At 45.2% G+C, this 22,245-nt stretch carries 18 protein-coding genes and 1 pseudogene; 13 read left to right on the top strand and 6 right to left on the bottom strand.

Translation table 11 applies throughout. The features are described 5' to 3' along the window. Window positions 1-21: 21 nt before the first annotated feature. The 6 genes from msrB to H9I36_RS04165 all read left to right on the top strand — a co-directional run bounded on the left by msrB (window position 22) and on the right by H9I36_RS04165 (window position 10,023). Window positions 22-1,095 (top strand): peptide-methionine (R)-S-oxide reductase MsrB, encoded by a 1,074-nt coding sequence (gene msrB, locus H9I36_RS04140; RefSeq protein ID WP_187384119.1) that lies wholly within the window; start codon window positions 22-24, stop codon window positions 1,093-1,095. 885 nt (window positions 1,096-1,980) lie between these two features. Next, the gene (gene gyrB, locus H9I36_RS04145) at window positions 1,981-3,900 is read left to right on the top strand and encodes a DNA topoisomerase (ATP-hydrolyzing) subunit B (RefSeq protein ID WP_187384120.1); all 1,920 of its coding nucleotides are present in this window, start codon (window positions 1,981-1,983) and stop codon (window positions 3,898-3,900) included. A gap of 102 nt (window positions 3,901-4,002) precedes the next feature. Next, on the top strand, window positions 4,003-6,474 hold the full coding sequence (gene gyrA, locus H9I36_RS04150; protein ID WP_187384121.1) for a DNA topoisomerase (ATP-hydrolyzing) subunit A: 2,472 nt from the start codon (window positions 4,003-4,005) through the stop codon (window positions 6,472-6,474). A 1,061-nt stretch (window positions 6,475-7,535) separates the two neighbouring features. Beyond that, the gene (locus tag H9I36_RS04155) at window positions 7,536-8,321 is read left to right on the top strand and encodes a DNA methyltransferase (protein ID WP_187384122.1); all 786 of its coding nucleotides are present in this window, start codon (window positions 7,536-7,538) and stop codon (window positions 8,319-8,321) included. Continuing rightward, window positions 8,322-9,011: a restriction endonuclease gene (locus H9I36_RS04160; protein ID WP_187384123.1), complete on the top strand. Its 690-nt coding sequence runs from the start codon at window positions 8,322-8,324 to the stop codon at window positions 9,009-9,011. It begins immediately after the preceding gene. Further along, a complete protein-coding gene (locus tag H9I36_RS04165) occupies window positions 8,989-10,023 on the top strand; it encodes a DNA adenine methylase (protein WP_255422656.1) in 1,035 nt (344 codons plus the stop codon). The genes H9I36_RS04160 and H9I36_RS04165 overlap by 23 nt, the downstream gene beginning before the upstream one ends. Window positions 10,024-10,095: 72 nt before the next feature. On the opposite strand, the gene H9I36_RS04170 is transcribed toward H9I36_RS04165, so the two are convergent. The 6 genes from H9I36_RS04170 to H9I36_RS04195 all read right to left on the bottom strand — a co-directional run bounded on the left by H9I36_RS04170 (window position 10,096) and on the right by H9I36_RS04195 (window position 13,398). Next, a complete protein-coding gene (locus tag H9I36_RS04170) occupies window positions 10,096-10,404 on the bottom strand; it encodes an MGMT family protein (protein ID WP_187384124.1) in 309 nt (102 codons plus the stop codon). 14 nt (window positions 10,405-10,418) lie between these two features. After that, window positions 10,419-10,829 carry a type II toxin-antitoxin system VapC family toxin gene (locus tag H9I36_RS04175; protein ID WP_187384125.1) on the bottom strand — a complete coding sequence of 137 codons (411 nt, stop codon included), beginning with the start codon at window positions 10,827-10,829 and terminating at the stop codon, window positions 10,419-10,421. Continuing rightward, window positions 10,813-11,064: a hypothetical protein gene (locus tag H9I36_RS04180; protein ID WP_187384126.1), complete on the bottom strand. Its 252-nt coding sequence runs from the start codon at window positions 11,062-11,064 to the stop codon at window positions 10,813-10,815. Before H9I36_RS04180 ends, H9I36_RS04175 begins: the two co-directional genes overlap by 17 nt. An 82-nt stretch (window positions 11,065-11,146) precedes the next feature. Beyond that, the gene (locus H9I36_RS04185; RefSeq protein WP_187384127.1) at window positions 11,147-12,214 is read right to left on the bottom strand and encodes a threonine aldolase family protein; all 1,068 of its coding nucleotides are present in this window, start codon (window positions 12,212-12,214) and stop codon (window positions 11,147-11,149) included. A gap of 15 nt (window positions 12,215-12,229) precedes the next feature. Continuing rightward, window positions 12,230-12,757, bottom strand: coding sequence for a DUF1697 domain-containing protein (locus tag H9I36_RS04190; RefSeq protein ID WP_187384128.1), 528 nt, complete (start codon window positions 12,755-12,757; stop codon window positions 12,230-12,232). A 209-nt stretch (window positions 12,758-12,966) separates the two neighbouring features. Continuing rightward, window positions 12,967-13,398 carry an Hsp20/alpha crystallin family protein gene (locus tag H9I36_RS04195; protein ID WP_187384129.1) on the bottom strand — a complete coding sequence of 144 codons (432 nt, stop codon included), beginning with the start codon at window positions 13,396-13,398 and terminating at the stop codon, window positions 12,967-12,969. An 867-nt stretch (window positions 13,399-14,265) separates the two neighbouring features. Between H9I36_RS04195 and H9I36_RS04200 the strand changes: the two genes are divergently transcribed. From H9I36_RS04200 to cas8c, 7 genes and pseudogenes are all read left to right on the top strand, one after another. Next, on the top strand, window positions 14,266-15,282 hold the full coding sequence (locus H9I36_RS04200; protein WP_187384130.1) for a helix-turn-helix transcriptional regulator: 1,017 nt from the start codon (window positions 14,266-14,268) through the stop codon (window positions 15,280-15,282). A gap of 285 nt (window positions 15,283-15,567) precedes the next feature. Continuing rightward, on the top strand, window positions 15,568-15,903 hold the full coding sequence (locus H9I36_RS04205; RefSeq protein WP_187384131.1) for a hypothetical protein: 336 nt from the start codon (window positions 15,568-15,570) through the stop codon (window positions 15,901-15,903). Between the two features lie 76 nt (window positions 15,904-15,979). Further along, window positions 15,980-17,008, top strand: a complete 1,029-nt coding sequence (locus H9I36_RS04210) for a hypothetical protein (RefSeq protein WP_187384132.1) — start codon at window positions 15,980-15,982, stop codon at window positions 17,006-17,008. A 138-nt stretch (window positions 17,009-17,146) separates the two neighbouring features. Beyond that, the gene (locus H9I36_RS04215) at window positions 17,147-18,037 is read left to right on the top strand and encodes a CRISPR-associated endonuclease Cas3'' (protein ID WP_187384133.1); all 891 of its coding nucleotides are present in this window, start codon (window positions 17,147-17,149) and stop codon (window positions 18,035-18,037) included. Window positions 18,038-18,078: 41 nt separating this feature from the next. Next, a complete protein-coding gene (locus H9I36_RS04220; protein ID WP_187384134.1) occupies window positions 18,079-19,623 on the top strand; it encodes a CRISPR-associated helicase/endonuclease Cas3 in 1,545 nt (514 codons plus the stop codon). A 73-nt stretch (window positions 19,624-19,696) separates the two neighbouring features. Then, complete coding sequence (cas5c, locus tag H9I36_RS04225; protein WP_187384135.1) at window positions 19,697-20,380, top strand: type I-C CRISPR-associated protein Cas5c; 684 nt, start codon at window positions 19,697-19,699, stop codon at window positions 20,378-20,380. Next, window positions 20,377-22,245, top strand: a pseudogene (gene cas8c, locus H9I36_RS04230) (type I-C CRISPR-associated protein Cas8c/Csd1). Before cas5c ends, cas8c begins: the two are co-directional and overlap by 4 nt.

A 22,245-nucleotide genomic window follows, 5' to 3' on the forward strand; every position in this document is an offset into this window, starting at 1 on the left:
GTTATTATTTATAAAACAGATATGAAACGATTACAATATATTAAAACGGTTGTCGCGTTTTTATATGCCTTTGTATTGTGTGTGTCTTGTGCAAAATCGCAGGAACGAACTGTTTTGAAAAAAGCGCAAAATACTGTAAAATTGGGCGGAAAAATAATGGAAAAAGAAATCTACCTTGCAGGCGGTTGTTTTTGGGGCGTCGAAGCCTATTTCGAGCGTCTTCCCGGCGTCGCTCTCACCGAAACGGGATACGCAAACGGAAAAACCGACAAAACTTCGTACTACGAATTATCCGAAACCGATCACACGGAAACCGTCCGCATCGTCTACGATCCTACGACGATCACGACGGAAGAACTGCTTGCGCATTATTTCAGAATCATCGACCCTACTTCCGTCAATCGGCAGGGAAACGACAGAGGCCGTCAATATCGCACCGGCATTTACTATACCGATGCTGCGGACGAAAAAGACGTGCAGGCATTTTTGGATTTTATGCAAAAAAAATATTCCGAACCGCTCGCTGTTGAAACGGGTGCGTTAAAAAATTTTATCCGCGCCGAAGACTATCATCAAAAATACCTCGATAAAAATCCCGGCGGCTATTGCCACATCGATTTACGCCTCGCGGAAAAACCGCTGTACGATGAAAGCCGTTTTGCAGTACCGACAAAAGACGCGCTCAAAAAAAAGCTTTCTCCGCTGCAATACGACGTAACGCAGCGACAAGCGACCGAACGCCCCTATACGAGCGAATACGACGCTTTCGATGAAAAAGGCATCTACGTCGACGTCGTAACGGGAAAGCCGCTTTTTTCTTCAACCGACAAATACGACGCGGGCTGCGGCTGGCCGAGTTTTACGAAACCCATAACGACCGATGCCGTCGGCTACGAAAAAGACACGAGCATCGGCATGCTGCGCACCGAAGTGCATTCCCGAACGGGGGACTCTCATTTGGGACACGTGTTCGACGACGGGCCGGAAGATGCGGGCGGACTTCGTTACTGCATAAACGGAGCATCTCTCAAGTTTATCCCCTATGCCGACATGGAAAAAGAAGGCTACGGTGACTACATACCCTATGTAAAATAAAAACGCCGCAAGTTTTTAATCGGACGGAGCCGGTCGGAAGAACCCGCCCTTCGCGGCTCACTCACGCTCGGTCTCCTCGCTCGCTTGTGCTCGCTCCGGTGGCTGCCTACGGCACCGCTCCGGCCGGGCGTAGGCTTTTTGTGTATGCTCGGATTTGCCCGAATAAGTCTGGAGTCGAAAAACGCTCAACGCGTTTTTCTTTTATAGGAGACACACGAAAATCCTGCGCGGGAAATTTCGCACTTCGTGCTCGACGCACGGCACGGAGGTCGTGTCGTATTTTTGTAAAGCAGTCGCGTATTTTTGCTGCGCAAAGATACGGTAGTGAGCGGGCTGTCTCAAAAATCGGTTATTTTTTCGACAGCCTGTCGAGTTTAAAATTAAGTCTTTATATCACAATGACTTAATTTTAAACATCGCATTAAATCAAGGAAACTTTCCAAAAACTGAAGTTTTTGAAAACCGCGAACGACCACTGCTCGGATTTTCCTGTTCTTTATTTAGGTCAATCGTATCGGAAGTGTATACACGGTAAAGAAGCGTATAATAAAATAAAAAAGGCGGAACGCGAGGCAGCGGAACTGCCGCCGAGCCGCTCAGACCGATGGCAAGCAATCTTTTGCAAAAAAGATTGCTTAGTCCGATCCCAATTACGGTCTGCCGCGGCACTTGCAACGAGCGCGAAGCACGAAGTTCCCCGCGCAAACGGCAGGGCTGCTGCCGGGAGTGCAGCCGATTTTTTATATTACACGCTATTTTTTAGAGGATATAGCTTCCAGTACGGTTGATCTAGTTCCTTTACTTTTTTTCCTTTTTTTGCTATAGTAAAATATCAGTTTTTTCCATAATATATACAAACATATTGAAAATCATCAAAGGTAAAGCATGGGTCAATCACCGGAACAGTATTCAGCGGGCAGTATTCAGGTTTTAAAAGGTCTCGAAGCGGTACGCAAGCGGCCGGGTATGTATATCGGTTCGACCGGTCCGCAGGGGCTTCATCATCTCGTATATGAAGTCGTGGACAACAGTATCGATGAAGCGATGGCGGGATTTTGCGACCGTATCGTCGTTGCGCTCGAAAAAGACGATATCGTCCGCGTCGAAGACAACGGGCGCGGTATTCCCGTCGGTATGCATCCGACGGAGCACGTGAGCGCGCTGGAACTCGTTTTAACGCGCCTGCACGCCGGCGGCAAATTCGACAAAGGCGCGTACAAAGTTTCCGGCGGTCTGCACGGCGTCGGTGTCAGCTGCGTCAACGCGCTTTCTACATGGATGGAAGCGACGATCGATTCCGACGGCAAACGCTGGTTTCAGCGGTACGAAATCGGCGTACCCAAAACGAAAGTGCAGGAAATCGGACCGACCGATCGCCACGGCACGCAGATACGCTGGAAAGCCGACAAAACGATTTTTACCGAAACGACGACCTACGATTTCGATGTCCTCGCAAAGCGCCTACGCGAACTCGCGTTTTTGAACAGCGGCATTACGATCGTGTTCCGCGACGAGCGGCTCGAGACGCCGAAAGAGGTCGTCTTTAAATTCGACGGTGGCATCCGCCACTTCGTATCCTATCTCAACGAAGGGAAAAACGTCATTCCGGCGGAACCGGCGTTTATCGAAGGCGAAGACAACGGCGTTATGACCGAACTCGCGCTCCAATACAACGACGGCTATAACGAAACGGTTTACACTTATGTCAACGATATCAATACGGTCGAAGGCGGAACTCACCTCGACGGCTTTAAAATCGCGCTGACTTTCGTACTCAATAAATTTTTGGAAGCGAATCAAAAACTTTCTAAAAAAATGGACGAAAAGCTTACCGGCGAAGACGTCCGTGCCGGCATTACCGCCGTTTTATCGCTCAAAGTGCCTGAACCGCAGTTTGAAGGGCAGACGAAGACGAAGCTCGGCAACAGCGAAGTGCGCACGATCGTCGATTCCCTCATCAAAGAAAAATTGACGCTCTTTTTCGAACAGCATCCGCAGGATTTGGAAAAGATTCTCGAAAAAGCGGTCGGAGAAGCGAGTGCGCGGATCGCTGCTCGACGGGCAAAAGAAGCGACGAGGCGTAAAAGCGGTCTCGACAGTTTCGGTCTTCCGGGCAAACTTTCCGATTGTTCGTCGAAAGATCCCGCCGAATGCGAAGTGTACATCGTTGAGGGCGATTCCGCAGGCGGTTCGGCCAAAAAAGGCCGCGATTCGAAGAGGCAGGCCATCCTTCCGTTGTGGGGCAAAATGCTCAACGTCGAAAAGACGCGGATCGATAAAGTGATCAACAACGACAAACTCGAACCGGTTATCGCGTCTTTGGGCGCCGGGATCGGAAAAGATTTCGACATATCGAAGCTCCGCTATCACAAGATAATCATCATGGCCGATGCCGATGTCGACGGTTCGCACATCCGTACACTCCTGTTGACGTTCTTTTTCCGCTATATGCCGCAGATCATCGAAGACGGTTATGTGTATCTTGCGATGCCGCCGCTGTACAAAGTGAGCTGGAATAAAAAAGAGTGGTACGTATACGACGACAACGAAAAAGCCGAAGTTTTGAAGCAGCTCGGCGACAACGCGGCAAAAGCTTCCGTCCAGCGTTATAAAGGTCTCGGCGAAATGGACGGTACGCAGCTGTGGGAAACGACGATGGATCCCGCGAGACGTAAAATGAAGCGCGTAACGATTCCCGATGTCGTCGCCGCCGATAAAATGTTCAGCGTGTGCATGGGAGAAGCGGTTGAACCGCGCCGCAAGTTTATCGAAGAAAACGCCGTTTACGCCAATTTGGACGTTTGACGTTTTGCGCTTGTTATCCGCCGGCTCGATCGCTCGCAGCTCGTGTTTTCGGCGGCAAAACGCAAGCATAATGACCCGATAAAATCAATAAGGATTGCAATTATGGAAGAGATACAAACACCGGAAGGCGGTACGCTGATACCGATTCCTATCGATGCGGAAGTCAAACAGGCGTATATCGATTATTCGATGTCGGTCATCACGAGCCGCGCGCTCCCCGACGTCCGCGACGGATTAAAACCCGTTCACCGCCGCATATTGTACGCGATGGACGAACTCGGTCTTCGAAGCAGCGGTGCGACGAGAAAATGCGCGAAAATCGTCGGAGACGTGCTCGGTAAATTCCACCCGCACGGAGATGCTTCCGTCTACGATGCGATCGTTCACTTGGGTCAGGATTTTTATCTGCGCTATCCGGTGATCACGCCGCAGGGAAACTTCGGTACGATTGCCGGAGACCCCGCCGCCGCATACCGCTATACCGAAGCGAAGATGGCAAAGCTCGCCGAAGAGATGGTCGCCGACATCGATAAAGATACGGTCGATTTTGTTCCGAACTTCGACGAAACGGCAAAAGAGCCGACCGTGCTCCCGTCGAAACTGCCGTATCTGCTCGTAAACGGCGCGTCCGGCATTGCAGTCGGTATGGCAACGAATATGCCGCCGCACAATCTCCGTGAAATCGCGTCGGCCGTATCGGCCTATATCGACAATCCCGACATAACGATAGAAGAATTGAGCAAAATCGTGCGCGGCCCCGATTTTCCGACCGGCGGCATTATCTTCGGGAGAGGCGGCATCAAACAGGCGTACAAAACGGGTCGCGGCAAAATAATCGTGCGCGGCCGGTTCAATATCGAAACGGCGAAGGGCGGCCGAGAGTCGATTATCTTTACGGAAGTACCCTACGGTGTAAATACGAAAGTGCTGTGTGAACGCATCGGCGAACTTGCGCGCAACAAAGATATCGACGGTATAACCGGCATAAACGACGAAAGTTCCGACCGCACCGGTATGAGGATCGTTATCGATTTGAAGCGGGGCGCGATTACGAAAATCGTATTGAATCAGCTGTTTACGAAGACGGCGCTTCAATCGAATTTCGGCGTCATCAACCTCGCGCTCGTCGGCGGGCGGCCGCAGATACTCACGCTCAAACAGCTCGTACAGCACTTTGTCGAACACCGCGATCAGGTCGTCACGCGCCGTACGCAGTTCGAACTCAACAAAGCGCTCGCGCGCGAGCATATTTTGCAGGCGCTTATCGTTGCGATCAACAATATCGACGAAGTGATCAAAATAATCCGTGCGAGCCGCGATACCGAAGAAGCGAAAAACAATCTCAAAAAGCGTTTCGATTTCGATGACGTGCAGGCGCAGGCGATCGTCGATATGCAGTTGAAACGCCTTACACATCTCGAAATCGACGATTTGAAAAAAGAGCTTGCGGAACTTGAAGCGCTTATCGCTCACTTACGCGATCTCCTTGCGCATCACGAAAAGCTGCTCGCGCTTGTCAAAACCGAAACGAATGAACTTGCCGAAAAATACGGCGACGACCGCCGTACCGATATCGTTGCAGATGAAATCGAAGAGATCAACGTCGAAGACATGATCAAACAGGAAGACGTCGTTATCCTCGTTTCAAAGCTCGGCTATATCAAGCGGCTTGCCGCGACGCAGTACAAAAGTCAGGGGAGAGGCGGCAAGGGCAGCTTCAGCGCAAACCTCGTCGAAGACGATTACATCAATCAGATTTTTATCGCATCGACGCACGACTGCATCATGTTTATCACGAACGAGGGAAAAGCGTATTGGATAAAAGTCCATGAAATTCCCGAAGCGTCGAAGATGAGCCGCGGTTCGCACATCAAAAGCCTGCTCGCCGTTTCCGCCGATGAAGAGATTACGACGACGGTGACGGTAAAAGAATTTGCCGGAGATAATTACGTGCTTATGGCGACGACGAACGGCGTCGTCAAAAAAACAGCGCTCAGCGATTTTGCAAACGCAAAGACGAAGGGTGTTATTGCAATCAAACTCGACGGCGGCGACAAGCTCGTCAGCGCGATTTTGACCGCCGGCAAAAACGACGTATTTTTCGTTTCACGCAGAGGAAAAGCGCTCCGCATATCGGAAGACGACGTACGGCCGATGGGGCGGGCGAGCCGCGGAACGCGGGGTATGAAACTTGCTGAAGGAGACGAAATCGCGTCGGCCGTGCGGGCGGAAGCGGGTAAGAGCATCATGCTCGTCACCGAAAAAGGCTTCGGCAAGCGCATCAATCCGGAAGATTTCAAATCGCACGGACGGGGTACCGGCGGCCAGCGGTGCTACGGCAATACCGAAGAGCGCGGCGAAATAATCGGCGCCCTTGCCGTCGCCGACGGAGATGAAGTGCTGTGTATCACGAGCCAAGGGAAAACGCTCCGTGTTGCGGCGGGCGACATCAAAGAGCAGGGCACTGCTTCGACGGGGGTTTCCGTCGTCAAAGTCGATGCACCCGATTATTTGGTCGGCATCGACCGCGTAGCCGATGAAGAAGCGGATAAAGACGATACAAAAAACACGTAGTCGTATGTATTTTGTTATAATACAAAGAAATAGACGCTTTTGTCGGAATCGATTTTTTTAAGAAATTTCGTATTTTTTTTAAGAATATGCTGACAAAAACGCAACATTACCGTATAATGGGATAATACGGGACAACCGGTGTTGCGCATTTTATACGGTTGCGGGTGGTCATCAGGCAAGAGCCGGATCGCGGAAAGCGGTCCGGCTCTCTTTTTTTATCTAAGAGTTTTTGGTGTTACCGATACGGACGCCGCTTTCCGCGAATTTAAAACGCAGCGTAAACTTGTGAACTCGGAACGACTGTGATACTTGCGGGGTTTTCAACAATGGGCATAACTTGTGGAAAAACATTTCTTCCGCTTGATGTTTCACGTGAAACATTTTATATGTGCTTTATACAGGCAGCGGCAAGTGTGGCAATTGTTGCCGAATGTTTCACGTAAAACACTCGCTGCGCTCTGAGACTGCTGTGGGACGGGTAAAGCGCATTTGCAGTGATGCCTGTCGACCGTCGGAGATTCGAATCGGTATTCGGTCGATATGTTTCACGTGAAACAATTAAGAAAGTAAACGCGATAATACAAAGTTAGGGGTGAAAGTAAAGTCGAAGGTTAAAAAACACTGCGGGCGGAACAAAACTTTTGGCAGGTACAGGGCAGGGTAATTTTATAAAAAATATAGAAGAACTTTCAGTGTGCGGTAAAACTTTGCCGATGTTTTGATCGGGTGTGTCAAATGTTTCACGTGAAACAAAAAACTTATCCACAGCTTTTCAACAATGTGGATAACTAACGAACGGTTGTTTGTATGAAAGCTCCGAAAAACTTCAACTTTTGGAACCTTTTTTTAAAAATTCAACCGAGTATTTAGAAATGTCTGTATATCTCCAAACGATCGTTTGTTAGTTTCATTATCACCGATTTTGCGGAGTAAAGCGCAAGTCGGATAAATTTTTGACATAGATGCATTGTTTTTTTACTATTGTGACAATTAATACATGGGTATCGTTTCATATCGATTTTATACTATAAAAAAAATTAAATTAGCGATATAATATTGCTATGATAAATTCCGAAGAAAATTGGAAAACGACAGATTTGAATGTAGACAGTCTCTGGCTGATAGATAAACGCGATAACACAGGGAAACATGAAAACAATTATCATGGCAATTTTATTCCTCAAATTCCTAATCAATTAATTCGGCGATATACGAATAAAAATGATACGGTTTTGGAATTGTTTGCCGGCAGCGGAACAACGCTTTATGAATGTGAAAAATTGGGTCGAAACTATATCGGTTTTGATATAAATGAAAAAATGATTGATTATATAAATCAAAAAATGAAGGAAACGCAAAATATTTATTTTTTGGTAAAAGATTGTGATGTAACGGATACGGAGAAAATAAACGCCGTTATGAATCAAAATTACGAATGGTGTGAAACTCGGACTGTAGATTTTTTGATTGTACACCCGCCGTATATGGATATTATAAAATTTACTGAAAAAATGGCAGATTTATCTACTATTTCTGATCTGAAAATTTTTATCGAGAAATTTACACTCGCAATGAAAAATGGACTTAAGTATCTTAAAAAGAATAAATATTTTGCTGTTGTAATCGGAGATATTTATAAAAAAAGTGAAGTTATTCCATTGGGTTTTTATGTAATGGATGCTATAAAAAGAAATTTTAAAGTAAAAATGAAAGGCATAATTGTAAAAAATATCGAGGGTAATAGGGGGAAATTAGGTTCGCAAAGTATATGGAAATACAGAGCACTGAACAGTGATTACTTCCTGTTTAAGCATGAATATATTTTTGTTTTCAAAAAGGAATTTTAGATGACCAAAACAGAATTATTTTTAAAGCTTGCAAAACCGGATAAAAACGGAATTTCCCGTTGGGTGAAGACTGATGAATTTGTCGGTGAATATAAAGAACTTCAATTAGGAAACGGCGGAAGTTGGTGTCGTGTACGCTCTGCTTTAGCTAAAAAATATATTGTTGAATTTGATAAATCTATAACACATGGGAATTCTATCGATGCAATTCGTCTAAACGGTTTTAATACAAATAAAACATTTAGCCAAAATATTCGTTCCGATATAAAAGAATTTTATAAAAATCAAAATTGTGTAATGCTTGGGATTCAGGGAAATTCTGAAAACACAAAAATTGAAATAGACCATAAGGACGGTAGAAAAGACGATTGGAGAGTTTCTAATTCAAAAACCCAAAAAATTGAAGATTTCCAACCTCTATGCAAAGCGGCAAATGATGCCAAACGTCAGATTTGTAAACGTTGCAAGGAAACGAATAAACGGTGGAATGCCAAAAACCTTAAAGGAAATCCATATTCATTTTATGAGGGGAATGAAAATTATACAGAAGATCTGGGGTGTGTAGGTTGTTATCAATATGATCCGGTTGAATATCGGAAACGATCTGTGAAGAAGGTTGCAAAAGAGGCTTCGGAAAAAACGGCTGATTTTATAATGAAAAAGCTGTATGGAGAAGAAAAAAATAGGTAGACTATATAAAATGAATTATATCGGTTCTAAATTAAAACTTTGTCAAGATTTTCTACCTTCAACGATAAAATCCGTTTGCGGTGAAAATTTATCCCAAAAAATATTTTGTGATATTTTTGCGGGTACGGGGATTGTCGGGAGAACTTTTAAAGCATTGGTAAAGCAGGTTATCGCAAACGACATCGAATATTACAGTTATGTTTTAAACAAAAACTATATAGAAAATCATCGGGAGATTGTGCATAAAGAAGATTATATAGCGGAATTAAATTATCTTCCTCTTATTGAAGATGGATTTATTTATAAAAACTACTGTCGCGGCGGTAACGGTGAACGTCAATATTTTTCCGATAAAAACGGCAAGAAAATCGATACTTTTCGAACTAAAATCGAAGAATGGAAATATACCGGAATTATTTCGGAGAGTCTTTATTATTTTCTCTTATGCAGTCTTCTTGAATGTGCGGATAAAGTTGCAAATACGGCATCTGTTTACGGTGCCTATCTTAAAAGCTTAAAAAGAACTGCCCAAAAAGAAATGGTACTTGAACCTGCGGAATATGAATTAAATTTGAACGAACATAAAGTGTATAACAAAGATGCCAATACTCTTATTAAAGAAATTTCTGGAGATATTCTGTACCTTGATCCTCCGTATAATTCACGTCAATATGGCGCCAATTATCATATTTTAAATACAATTGCGGAATACAAACCTTTTGAGCCGAGCGGCAAAACAGGTTTAAGAAAATACACACGCTCAAAATATTGTTCGGCAAATTCCGTAAAAAAAGAATTTGAAAATTTAATAAAAAACGCTCAATTTAATTATATTTTTCTTTCATACAATAATGAAGGTTTGATGTCCGTAGAAGACGTAAAATCGATAATGTCAAAATACGGACGTTATGATTCAACGCAAATCGATTATCAAAGATTCAAGGCAGATTCAAATCGTTTTAATAAAGCGGATTCAACGGTAGAATATTTACATATTCTTGAGAAAAGATAAAAATATACGATTAATTTTTAAATCAGATCGGCGATTAAACTTTTTACTATAACAAACGTCCGTAAGCGTTTTTTATATTTCCCAGCGGTGTTTTTCCAGATCGACGCAGGTGTCGTTTTTGAACGCAACGCCTTCGGCAAGCAGGCGATCTTTTTGCTCCGGAAAATTCGGCGCAATGCGGCCGGAATGATTGACGACCCTATGGCAGGGATAGTCGCCGTAATCTTCGGCACGGCTCAGCACCTTTCCCACAAGACGCGCGTTTTTGTCCCTGCCGATGAGGCGTGCGATTTGCCCGTAGCTTGCGACCTTACCTTCGGGGATTTCTTCGATCGCCGAAAGAATTTCGTATACCAAATCTTCCGTTACGATTTTCCGCATGGCGAATGCTCCGTTTATATGATTTGCAAAAATTCAGCCGGCGTATAAACGGCAATTTTAGAAGCAAGAAAATCTTTTTTATTACGCGTAATAATAAAATCAACATTTTCTTCTAGGGCACACTGATATTGCAATGCGACTTCCAAGTCCGTAAATTCTTTATTTTCCAATGCACGCAGCACGGACCTTTTATCCGAACTGCCGATTTCAATTATTTGAAATAAATTATAGAGAATATCTTTTATTGTCTCAAACGAGATATGTTTTTTTAATAAATAAAATAAGGTGGAAACGGTATGAACGGCAACGATGCCGATCATTTCTTCGGTTTTACATTTGTCAATGATTTTTCGCGCGTCGTCAAAAAAAGCCGGTCGTTTTGCAAGAAAATCAACGATGATATTCGTATCAAGTAAGACTTTCATATTTTTTCAATATGGCGTTGCCGACCTCCCGTTTGTAATCGATATCGGCAGGCAAGCAACCCGTATAGTTTAATAATTTTTGAAATACATCGAATTTTGCTTTTTTAGAATACGGATCCGATACGCCGTTTTGAGATGTTTTTGCTTTGAAGAAAAGATATTCGACGTAATCCTGCACTTCTCTTTGCAGTTTTTTCGGAAGCGAATCGTATTGCTGTAAAAATACATCGTTCATGCATACCTCCTGCTACTTTCAATTATATCACAGCCTTTTGATTTTTATAAGGCTCTGTTTGCAAAACAGGCTGTAAATATTATTACGATTTTTCGCATGGCGAATGTTCCGAAAGCGCTTTCAATAATCGTTCGACCTGCTCGTCCGTCGTTGCCCAGCTTGTCGCAATGCGGACGACGGTATGCGCTTCGTCCGCTTTTTCCCAAAAAGAAAGACCGATTTTTTCAGAAAGCAGGACGTAATCTTCGTTTTTCAAAACGATAAAGATTTGATTTGTCGGGGAGGCGAAATATTGCCGGAAACCGTGGGTATCGAGGAATGAGCGAATTTTGTCTGCTGCGCGGATCGCGTTGCTCCCGATGCGGAAGTACAAATCGTCTTTAAAAAGCGTTTCAAATTGAATGCCCAAAAGTCTGCCTTTTGCAAGAAGTGCGCCGTGCTGTTTTATCGTCGTTATAAAATGAGGCAAACGGTTTTTATAGGGAATGACGATCGCTTCGCCGAAAAGAGCGCCGCACTTTGTCCCGCCTATGTAAAAAGCGTCCGAAACGGCCGCAAGGTCGGAAAGCGTTACGTCGTTTTTCGGAGATGAAAGCGCATAGGCAAGCCGCGCTCCGTCGATGTAAAACGCAAGCGCATATTCGCGGCATAGGGCGGCAATATCGGAAAGTTCCTTTTTCGAATAAAGCGTGCCGCATTCGGTCGGCAGGGAGATATAGACCATGCCGGGCTGAACCGCGTGCGCTCTATTTTCATCGGCATAAAAATCGTGCAGATACCGCTTGAGCGTTTCGGCCGAAAGCTTTCCCGCCTCTCCTGCGATCGTGAGCACTTTGTGGCCGCCCGATTCGATTGCGCCCGCTTCATGTACGGCGATGTGTCCCGTGTCAGCCGCGACGACTCCTTCGTACGGGCGCAAAAAAGCGTCGATGACCGCCGCGTTCGTCTGCGTTCCGCCGACAAAAAAATGAACGGCGGCATTCGGACAGTCTGCGGCCGTTCGAATAAGATTCCGTGCGCGTTCGCAGTGTTCGTCCGTTCCGTAGCCGGAAGTTTGCTCCGTATTCGTTTCCGCAAGGCGCTGCAAAATCGCCGGATGAGCACCTTCCAAATAGTCCGATGCGAAATTCGGTTTGTTTTCGGTTTGCATAGTGCGTGTATTATATCATAAAAACTTTGCAAGAGCGCGGGCGGTGTTGACGTTGCGTATCGTCATATCTTTGTACAGCTCACACGATATGATTTTATTAATTCGACTTTTGTTGTAATCTGCTCGTTTGAGGTTCCACATAATCGCGCCTTTTACGTAGCGTATGTCGATATATTCTTTTTTTATCGGAAGTTCGTCGATGATTTTCGCATCGTCGATTGCGTCGAGTAAATAGGCGATATCCGTTTTTTGTTCAGTATCATTTTTCCAGACGGAAGGAACGGCTGCCGCAATCGCATCGATTTCATCCTTTGTTTTAATCAATACTTTTATATCAGTGCCGGTCATTTTTAATAATTTTTTTTCGACGGTTTTACGGATAATAAGCCGATCGTCCGAGGACGTGAAAATCACGTTGCCGGAATTGATATAGGTCGATACGTTCGTGCAGCCCGTTTTTTCAAACAAAGCTTTGAGTTCTTTCATCGTAATGCGGACGGAATTTCCGACGTTGATACCGCGCAGGAGTGCAATGTAGTTCATAAAATCCCACCGTTAATTGCTTGTTTTCATACGACGATACGATATATCAGAATATCGAATGTATCAATACTATGCATCATATCATGCCGTCTGTCAATAAAACACCCGCCGCGCAACGCGCGGCGGGTGTTCTCCGAAAACTTTACTCGTGCGGCACGGTCTGTATACTCTGCGGTATGACCGTGCCGTATGCTTTTGTGCACCTTGCGTCAGTCGGCGGAGATCGCTATGCGTTTGGGTGCGGAAAGCGCTTTGCGCGGTATGGCTACCGTGAGCACTCCGTTTTTAAAAGATGCGGCAACCTGTTCGCCGTTGACATCGTCGGGGAGCGTAAAGCGGCGGCTGAACTCGCTGACGCGGCGTTCGCGGATGAGCCATTTGCTTTCATCCTTTTTCGCGTTTTTATTCTGCTCCTCTTTTTTCTCTTCGTGATGCGAAGAGATGGTCAAAACGTTGTGGTCGAGTTCGACGTTTACGTCCTTTTCGTTCATGCCGGGCAAATCCATTTCAAGTGTGTACGCGTCTTTCGTCTCTTTTACGTCGACTTTCGGCACGTTGAAAGAAGTACCGAAATTGAAATCGCCCATCGTGTCGTTCAGCGCATGATTAAAAAAGCTGTTGAAAAGTGCCAATTCGTTCATATCAAACCTCCATAAAAACTTTTGCAGAAAGTTGCAACTTTCGAAAAAGTTTTTAGCCGTGCGCAAATGCGCACACGTTCAATAATCGAGTTTGCAAATACGGTGTATTGTACTCGTACGATTTTTATCGGAACGATATATATACACGTCTTCTGCAAACATCCAGCAAACTCGAGATAAAAAGCGACGGCGATATTTCAGACGACGCTTTTTATCGTACCTCCAAATGTTTTTGTAATTCACGGAAGCCGCTTTGTAAAGCCGTTTCCGAGCGGGCTGCGATCCTTTCGATTTCGCAGCTCTCACCTATCTTTATAGCAATTTTTATGCCAACCATCTAAAAAAAAGTAAAAATACTGAAATTCGGCGATTTTGTCTCGGATGAGGCGGTAATAATCGATGAAAACGGCGTTTTTTTTGTCGGAAATTTCGCATCGAAACGGGCGCTTTACGTTTTGCGTGCGGTAAACGGCACCGATTTTTTTACGGATGAGGAAAAAATCTGTCAAAAATATACATATTGAATCGTTTTTGCGCACTTATATGTATCAAAAGTATACACTTCGATATGCCTGTTAGGAGCGATTGTGCGTATTCTTAATTGGCAATTTTCGTTTCCACTGCTGCGCGATACAGCCTACGCCGCCGTGGAGCCGTGCCGAAGGCAGCGACCGCAGCGGAGCGAGGACGCCGCGCGTGAGCAAGCGGCGGAAGGGCGGCCGGCAAAAAGGTTTCGTCCCGATAAAAAACAAAGAGCCGAAGGGGCACAGTAAAGCCTTGCTGCGGGAAAACTTAAAATACGGGAAAAACCGCCTGTGAAAAATATTTTCTGCGCGTTTTATAAAGCGGTGCTATACTGGTAATGTTATGGCAAAAAAGTTGAAAAAAGACCGTGAAGAAAAAGTAAAAGTTTTTCGCATTCTCAAAATCGACGAAATCATCCGTTGCGGGAAATTTCCGAATGCATCGTATCTGTGTAAAAAGTTTGAAGTGTCGCGCAGTACGATTATGCGCGATATCGATTTTTTGCGCGACCGGTACAACGCTCCGCTTGAATACGATGAGGCAAAGCGCGGTTATTATTATATCGATCCGACGTTTTTTATAAAGAGCGTCATGCTTTCCGAAGGCGATCTGTTTGCGGTGTCGGCGGTTATTCCGCTCTTGGAGCAATACCGAAATACGCCGCTCGAATCGTCCATGAAAAATATTTTCGATACGATTATAAATCTTATGCCCGAAGAAGTTTCCGTCGATTCGTTTTTTTTGTCGGGCGATTTAAGCTTTATAAGCGATCCGCTGCCGCAGATAGACAACGGCGTTTTTTATGCGGTTTTCGAAAGTCTGAAAATGCAGCGTACGCTCGAATTCGAATACAAATCGCTCGGAGATAAAACGTATTGCGTGCGGCTCGCCCAGCCCTATCACGTGATTTGCCAAAAAGGGAACTGGTATATGCTCGCTTATTGTTTGAAACACAAAAAGTGCAGGATATTCGCATTTTCGCGGATGAAAAATCCGAAAACGACGGAAGAGCATTTTGAGCGCCCGAAAGATTTTAATCCGAAAAAATATTTCGACAGCGAATTCGGCGTTTGGGATACTGCCGGCGCTCCGGTGAAGATAGAGCTTTTGTTCGATGAAAAGATAAACACGTATATTTTGGAACGCAGCTGGCACCCGACGCAGCGCCTTCGGCACAACAAAGACGGCAGCGTATATCTTTCATTTAAAACGAATCAACTGCCGGAAGCGCTTCATTGGGTTATGAGCTTCGGGAGCGCCGTTACCGTGCTCAATCCGCCTGAGCTTGTCGAAGCGGTAAAAGCGGAAGTTCGAAACATGGGTAAATTGTATTGGGCATCTCGAAAAACTCACCTTTAGCGACTTTTTCGAGATGCTGACGAGTTGTAACTCGCTGTATTATCGCGAGTTACAACATCGCATTTTCAAAGTTACCTCGAAAAACTGCAGTTTTTCGAGGTTCCCTATTGACGGAACGGAGCAAGTGCGTAAACGTGCCGCCCGCGATTTTTCAGTTTTTTACCGGTTTTGATCAAATCAAAAAAATAATAAAACGGCTCACCTGTATCACTTGTTGACACACCTCACATCGTATAATTTCTCCGTAAGATCGCTGCGGTAATAATTGCGCTATAGGAGGTTTGTATGACGGAACAGCAAATGAAAAATCGAAAGATGCTTCAGGACGGAGCGGCTTTCACGGCGCTGGAATGTCTGGATGAGTCGGGCGGAAATATGGACTATGCTTGGGAAAGTATTCAAGGCTATTGTCTTACTTATGCAGAAAACACGTATATCATTCACGAAGCGAAAAGAGCCTATAAACAGGTGCTTAGAATGCGGGAAGAGGAAGAACGGCTCAGAAGAGAAGCCGAAGCAGCTTCATGGGGAGGACTCATCGGTGAGTTGATTGCTTTGGGCAGTGTTATTCTGTTTTTTTCATGGGTTTGGAGATCTTGTACTTCCGCATTGGGCTTTTGAAAAGGCTGCGTATCATTGCCAACGGCAGGCGGAATCGAGTATTCATAGGGATTGTAATCAACGATCGGAGGTTTGTATGACGGAACTGAAAAATCGAAACGATGCGGATGTCATCGTTCTGGCGGCGGGAAAAACAGATCCCCTTTGTTGGGGCTTTAATCGGACGCGGACGGGGCAGCTTGATTTTTGCGGAAAACTTGAAGGCATAACGGAAGGATTGCTTGATGCGAGACAGATGCTCGACGGAAGCGCGTATTTTTCGAGTACCTGGTATACGTATGCGGACGAAGCGCTTTGCAGGGACATCCGCGTGTATCTTAAACCCGATTTTGAAATCGCGGATGCCGATACGTTTGCGTTTTTGACCCACATCGGCGCGCTTTTGCTTGCGGTCGAAAGCGGCGATTCTTTGCTTGTCGCGGAACTGCTTGCACGCCGGACGGCTTTGTTTATGAAGTTTCCGCAGCTTACGCTCTTTATCGTAAAACCTATTGCGGCGGAAGCGCTTTTTGCGTGGCTATACGGGCGCACGCACAGCGATACGGCCGCCTTTACCGCGCTGTACAAAACGAATGCGATGCCGGGTGCGGGTAAAACGGATACGGGGTTTTTGCTGTATTGCGCGGCAAAAGAGGTTTTAAAACCTGATACCGCAAACGAAACGCCCGAGCAGATGTTTATACGGTATTTTAAAAATCGCAATGCGGCGTTTACGATCGGCATTGTCGGGACGAACTTTTACGGTTGGAACGACGGATCGGATTTTCTCGATGATACGCTTTCCGAAAAAATCGGCGACGATATTTTAAACGGCACGCAAAAAGTACGCGACGCAAAGAAAAAGCTCTATGCTTCGCTCCGTGTGAGCGTTCAAGCCGAACCTTATAATCCGCACGATGCCAATGCGATTTCCGTTTCGGCGGAAGATGTTTGCGCGAAAGTCTTGGGCAATGCGGGTTTACAGCGTGCCGGGTACATCCGTGCGACCGGAGCCGCGATCCTTCGCGCCGCCAAGCCGAATACCTTTCGTTTTAACGCACGCCTTGCGCGCATCGGCGATACGCAAAACGGGCGCGGCGGTATCGTCGTGCGGGTGGAAGTGTGAGAGGGGATGGAAAAAACGAAGGAGCGGTAAAATCTGCCGCACATTCGTAATGCGGATACTTTTAAATAAGGGAGACGGTTGCATGATAAACATATTTTTCTTGCGTTTATATAAGAACGTATTATACCGGTGTTGTCTATGAATTTGCGGGCGCGATACCGTGAGTCGGACGGCGGCTATCAAAAATTATCCGACCATTTGCGGCAAACGGCGGAATTGTCAAAAAGTTTCGGAAAAAAAATCCATCTTGAATTCGCGACTCAGCTTGCAGGTTTGCTGCACGACTTGGGAAAAGCGTCTCCCGCTTGGCAGCTGTATTTGCAAAATTCGGTAGAGGGAAAAATCCGGCACAAAAAAGATCACGCTACGGCAGGCGCACAATATCTTGTGCATCGTTTGTCGGATGAGGTCGGGCTTGCGGAAACGGCGATTCAGGCAGCGGTTATGTTCCATCACGGTTCGGGGCTTCCCGATATGTTGGGCCTCGACGGAAGGTCGGAATTCCTTGAGCGGCTGAATAAAAAGGCAGACGATACCGACTTAAATGAAGCGGCGGCCGCGCTTCCGCAAGAGATCGAGCGGGAGATTGCCGAATGCATAAGTAAATTTGATTTGCAAGATGGCGGGAAAAAACAACTTGCGCTCCCGTGTAAGGCCGGCTGCACGGACGCCGACAAAAAAGTCGATCGAAAGAAATTCTTTTTTAACATGGGTTTGCATTTGCGGAACCTTTCCAGCTGCCTTATCGATGCCGACAGAACAAACAGTGCGGCTTTTGAAGAAAATAAAGCAATGTTACTTGATGATTGTAATGCAACTCCCGATTGGGGCGTTCTTTTACAAAAGATGGAACGGGAATTAAAAAAGTTTTCAAATACCGACGTGCTCGGCAAAATACGAAAAACCGTTTCCGATCGCTGCGCCGGATTGGGCGCGGGCGAAAAGGGTATATATACGTGTTCGGCTTTTACGGGAGCGGGTAAGACGCTTGCATCGCTGCGCTTCGCCCTCGTACAGGCTCAAAAATAGGGGCTGACCGTATTTTTATCGTTGCGCCGTACACTTCGATTTTGGACCAAAACGCCGATAAAATCAGAAGCATTCTTGAAGATGAGCGTACGAGGGGCGGCATCGTTTTGGAATGCCATTCAAACATATCTGCCGAGAAAAAACGAGATTTAAAAGAATCGGAAGACGAATATGATAAAGCGGAACAAACGTGGACTGCGCCCGTAGTCATTACGACTATGGTACAGTTTCTTGAAACGTTGTTCGGTTCGGGGACAAAGAAAATACGTAGAATGCATCGGCTGGCAAACAGTATTTTGGTATTTGATGAAGTACAAACGCTGCCTTTAAAAGCGACCTATCTTTTTAATTGGGGATTGGAATACCTTGTGAAATGCTGCGGATGCTCCGCTTTGCTTTGTACTGCAACGCAGCCGTGCTTGGATAAAATCGAAGAAAACCGATACAGGCTTCATATTGATGGCGAAGTAATAGTAGATTTAGCGGAACACTTTAACGCGCTTAAACGGGTACGCTTTATCGATAAAACCGCCGGCGGCACAAAAAAACACAGCGCAGGCGATATCGCCTCGTATATTCAACACGAAATGGAAACGCACAACAGTTTTCTTGCCGTTGTAAATACCAAACCGCAGGCAAAAGAATTGTTCGAACTTATTGACGAGTCCGGCTGTGCGGATTATGTGTATCACTTGAGTACGAATATGTGCCCTGCGCACAGAAAAAATATAATAAAAACCGTAACAGATAATCTTCCTTTACAAAAAAGAATTGTTTGCATAAGTACCCGTTTGATAGAAGCCGGTGTCGATGTAAGTTTTGAAAGTGCGCTCCGCTATATGGCGGGTTTGGATTCCGTTATTCAAACGGCGGGACGCTGTAACAGAAACAGCGAATTGCACGATACAAACGGAAACGCCGTATGCGGGAAACTCGCGCTATTTGCTCTCGAAGGAGAAAAGCTGCATTCGCTGGAGGAATTAAAAATAGGCCAAAAATGCATGGAACGGGTTTTGCGAGAATACGATTCGCGCGAATACGAGGCGTGTGAAAAAAATCTAGTACATCCGGAAATAATCGAACGGTTTTTTAAATACTATTACGCATCTTTTACCGAAAATATACTTCAATACAGTATAAAGGGTAAGGATTCAACTATCTTGGATATGCTTTCCGACAACAAGTCTGCTGTCAGCGAATACGAACGCATTCATAACGGAAAAACTTGGCAGCTGCCGTATATGCAGGCATTTAGAACCGCATGGGACAATTTTGAAGTAATTGCGGATGCAACGACCGGCGTTATCGTACCGTATAAAGACGGAGAGCGCTTAATCAATTCTTTGTGCGCGCTTGAAAAATCGGACAGCGATTACTATATGTCTTTAAAATCTCTATTAAACGAATGTCAGCAATACACGGTTAATATATATACGAATCAATTACAGCATTTGGGAAGCAAGGGCATGATATACGAGGTCATTCCCGAAACGGGTATCTACGCGCTGCATGCGGGATTTTACAGCGATGATTTAGGCATAACGGAAGAGATTACAAGCGATAATTTGTCGCCGTTAAATTATTAAAATAATACATGATAAAAAAATGCGATTACAATGGAGTTAAGCAATTTTATTAAATTATTAAAAGGAGGCTGCTTTGAAAGAAAACAGTATTGAATACCGGCTTACCGGGCGATATGCGCTTTTTACCGATCCGGTTACCAAAATCGGCGGGGAAAAAAGTACCTATCTTGTACCGACGTATGAAGCGTTAAAAGGGATAACACAAAGTATATATTGGAAGCCGACGATCGTTTGGGTTATCGATAAGGTACGGCTTATTAAAAAAATCGGTACGGAATCGAAAAATATAAAACCGCTGTGTTATAACGGCGGTAACGATTTATCAGTGTATACGTATTTAAGAGATATTGAATATCAAGTAAAGGCGCATTTCGAGTGGAATATGCAGCGCTCCGATTTGGAACAGGACCGAAATGAAAACAAACATTTCGATATGGCGCGCCGTTCCCTTGAAAAAGGCGGCAGAAGGGATATTTTCCTCGGCGCGCGCGAATGTCAAGGTTATGTCGAACCCTGTGAATTCGGCAGCGGGGAAAGTTTTTACGATGATGACGGATTGTTCGCTTTCGGTTTAATGTTTCACGGTTTTGATTATCCTTCGGAAGTCGATACGGATGTTCTTTCCGCGCGTTTTTGGCAGGCAAAGATGGATAAGGGAATAATAGAATTCCCTCGTCCGGAAATGTGCACGGTACGGCGTGAAATACGAAATTACAGCGTAAAGAATCCCAAAATTAAAGCGGAGGAAGATGCATGAGCTGGCTTACCGAATTGGAAAAAGTATATGACAATATGATAGATAAAAAAACGGACGATAAACCGGCTCCTATATATCATATTTCCAATAATGCCTCCGTGACGGTTGTTTTGGACGGAAAGGGCAACTTTATAAAAGCCGAACTTATTGACGTGAAATCGAAAGACCGGGTAACGGCGATGCCCTGTACCGATTCCTGTGCGTCGCGCTCCAGCGGTGCCGACGCGTACCCGCTGTGCGATAAATGGGAATACGTGTGCGACGACACTGAAAAACACGGTATGTATATAAATTTATTAAAAAGCTGGGCGTGTTCTGCATTTGCAAACGATAAAGTAAAAGCCGTATATGCATACGCTGCAAAAGGGACTTTGTCGGAAGATTTAAAACGTTCGGGTATAGCCTGCGATGACGTGTCCGATTTTATCCGCTGGAGCGTTGAGCTTCCCGGAGATACAAAACCGGAACTATGGAACGACGAAGCGACGCAAAACAGCTGGATACAATATTATAATTCCGATGCTTTTGATGAATATTGTAAAGTTCAGTTTACCGATAAAAAAGATCGGGAAAAGCGTATCAGAGAAACGGGATTAAACTATACGGACGGAAGCAGTACAAAAATTGCCGCATACCATCCGGCAAAAATACGGCACGGCGGAGATAAAGCAAAAATCATTTCGTCAAACGATACTCAAAATTATACATTCCGCGGCAGGTTTTTAACCGATAAGGAGGCGTGCCAAGTCGGAGCCGACGCGACGCAAAAAGCGCATTGTGCCTTACGTTGGCTAATAGGGCGGCAAGGGGAGAGCTTGGGAGACGGACTTTCCGTTGTAACGTGGAATGCGGCAGGCGATAAACTCCCGTCTATTGTCGAAGGAAGCGGAATCTTTGACTACAGTGTCGATTTTGCAGAAGAGGGTAAAACGCAAAAAAAAGAGTATAAGCCAGCGGAAGAATTCGCTTACGCGATGAATAAACGTCTGGTCGGGTACTACGGTGATATCGGTAATCCGCAAAATATTATGATACTGGTTATAAAAGAAGCGACACCGGGGCAGGGGCGTGTTTCAATCGCTTTGTATAGGGAGCTGCAAAATACCGATATCGTACGAGCTTTGAATAACTGGTATGACAGACTGTTGTGGTATAGAAGTTATTGGCAGTGGAACAAAGACAGTACCGTAAAAGATTATATTCATTCGATAGGGACGCCTTCTCCGAAAGAGATTGCCGAATGCGCATACGGGGAGCGGGTAAAGCCGAATCAAATTGAAAAAACCGTTCAACGGCTTTTACCCTGTATCCTTGACGGCAGCGCGATACCCTTTGATTTGGAACAGCAATGTGTGCTGTCGGCGTCAAAACTTTTAACGCTTGATACATCGTATAAGCGTGATTTTGTATTGGAAACAGCGTGCGCTGTTTATAAATATAATAGAAATAGAATAAAGGAGGAATATCAATTGGCTTTAGAAGAGAACAGAACAAGCCGCGATTATCTTTACGGCAGACTGTTAGCCGTCGCTCATCAAGAAGAAAGGGCTGCATTAAAAGAAATGGATCAAAATCGGGAAACGAATGCGCTTCGTTACATGCAGCAATTTGCTTTAAGGCCGGCTTCGACATAGAGACTTTTATATACAGACAAACTCAAACCTTATCGACGGCACCTTAAGCCGGGATTAGCGGAATGGTTTGAACAAAGATTGCAGGACATCAGTGCATTGTTTACTGCTGATGATTATAATAGCGACAGTCCGTTGTCCGGCGAATACTTACTCGGCTATATGTGCCAGTTAAAAGCGTTTAGAAAAACAACTGACGATACATCAAATACAAATAACAATACGGAGGAATAA

The organism is Treponema sp. Marseille-Q4130 (assembly GCF_014334325.1).
In the GTDB taxonomy this organism is placed as follows: Bacteria; Spirochaetota; Spirochaetia; order Treponematales; family Treponemataceae; genus Treponema_D.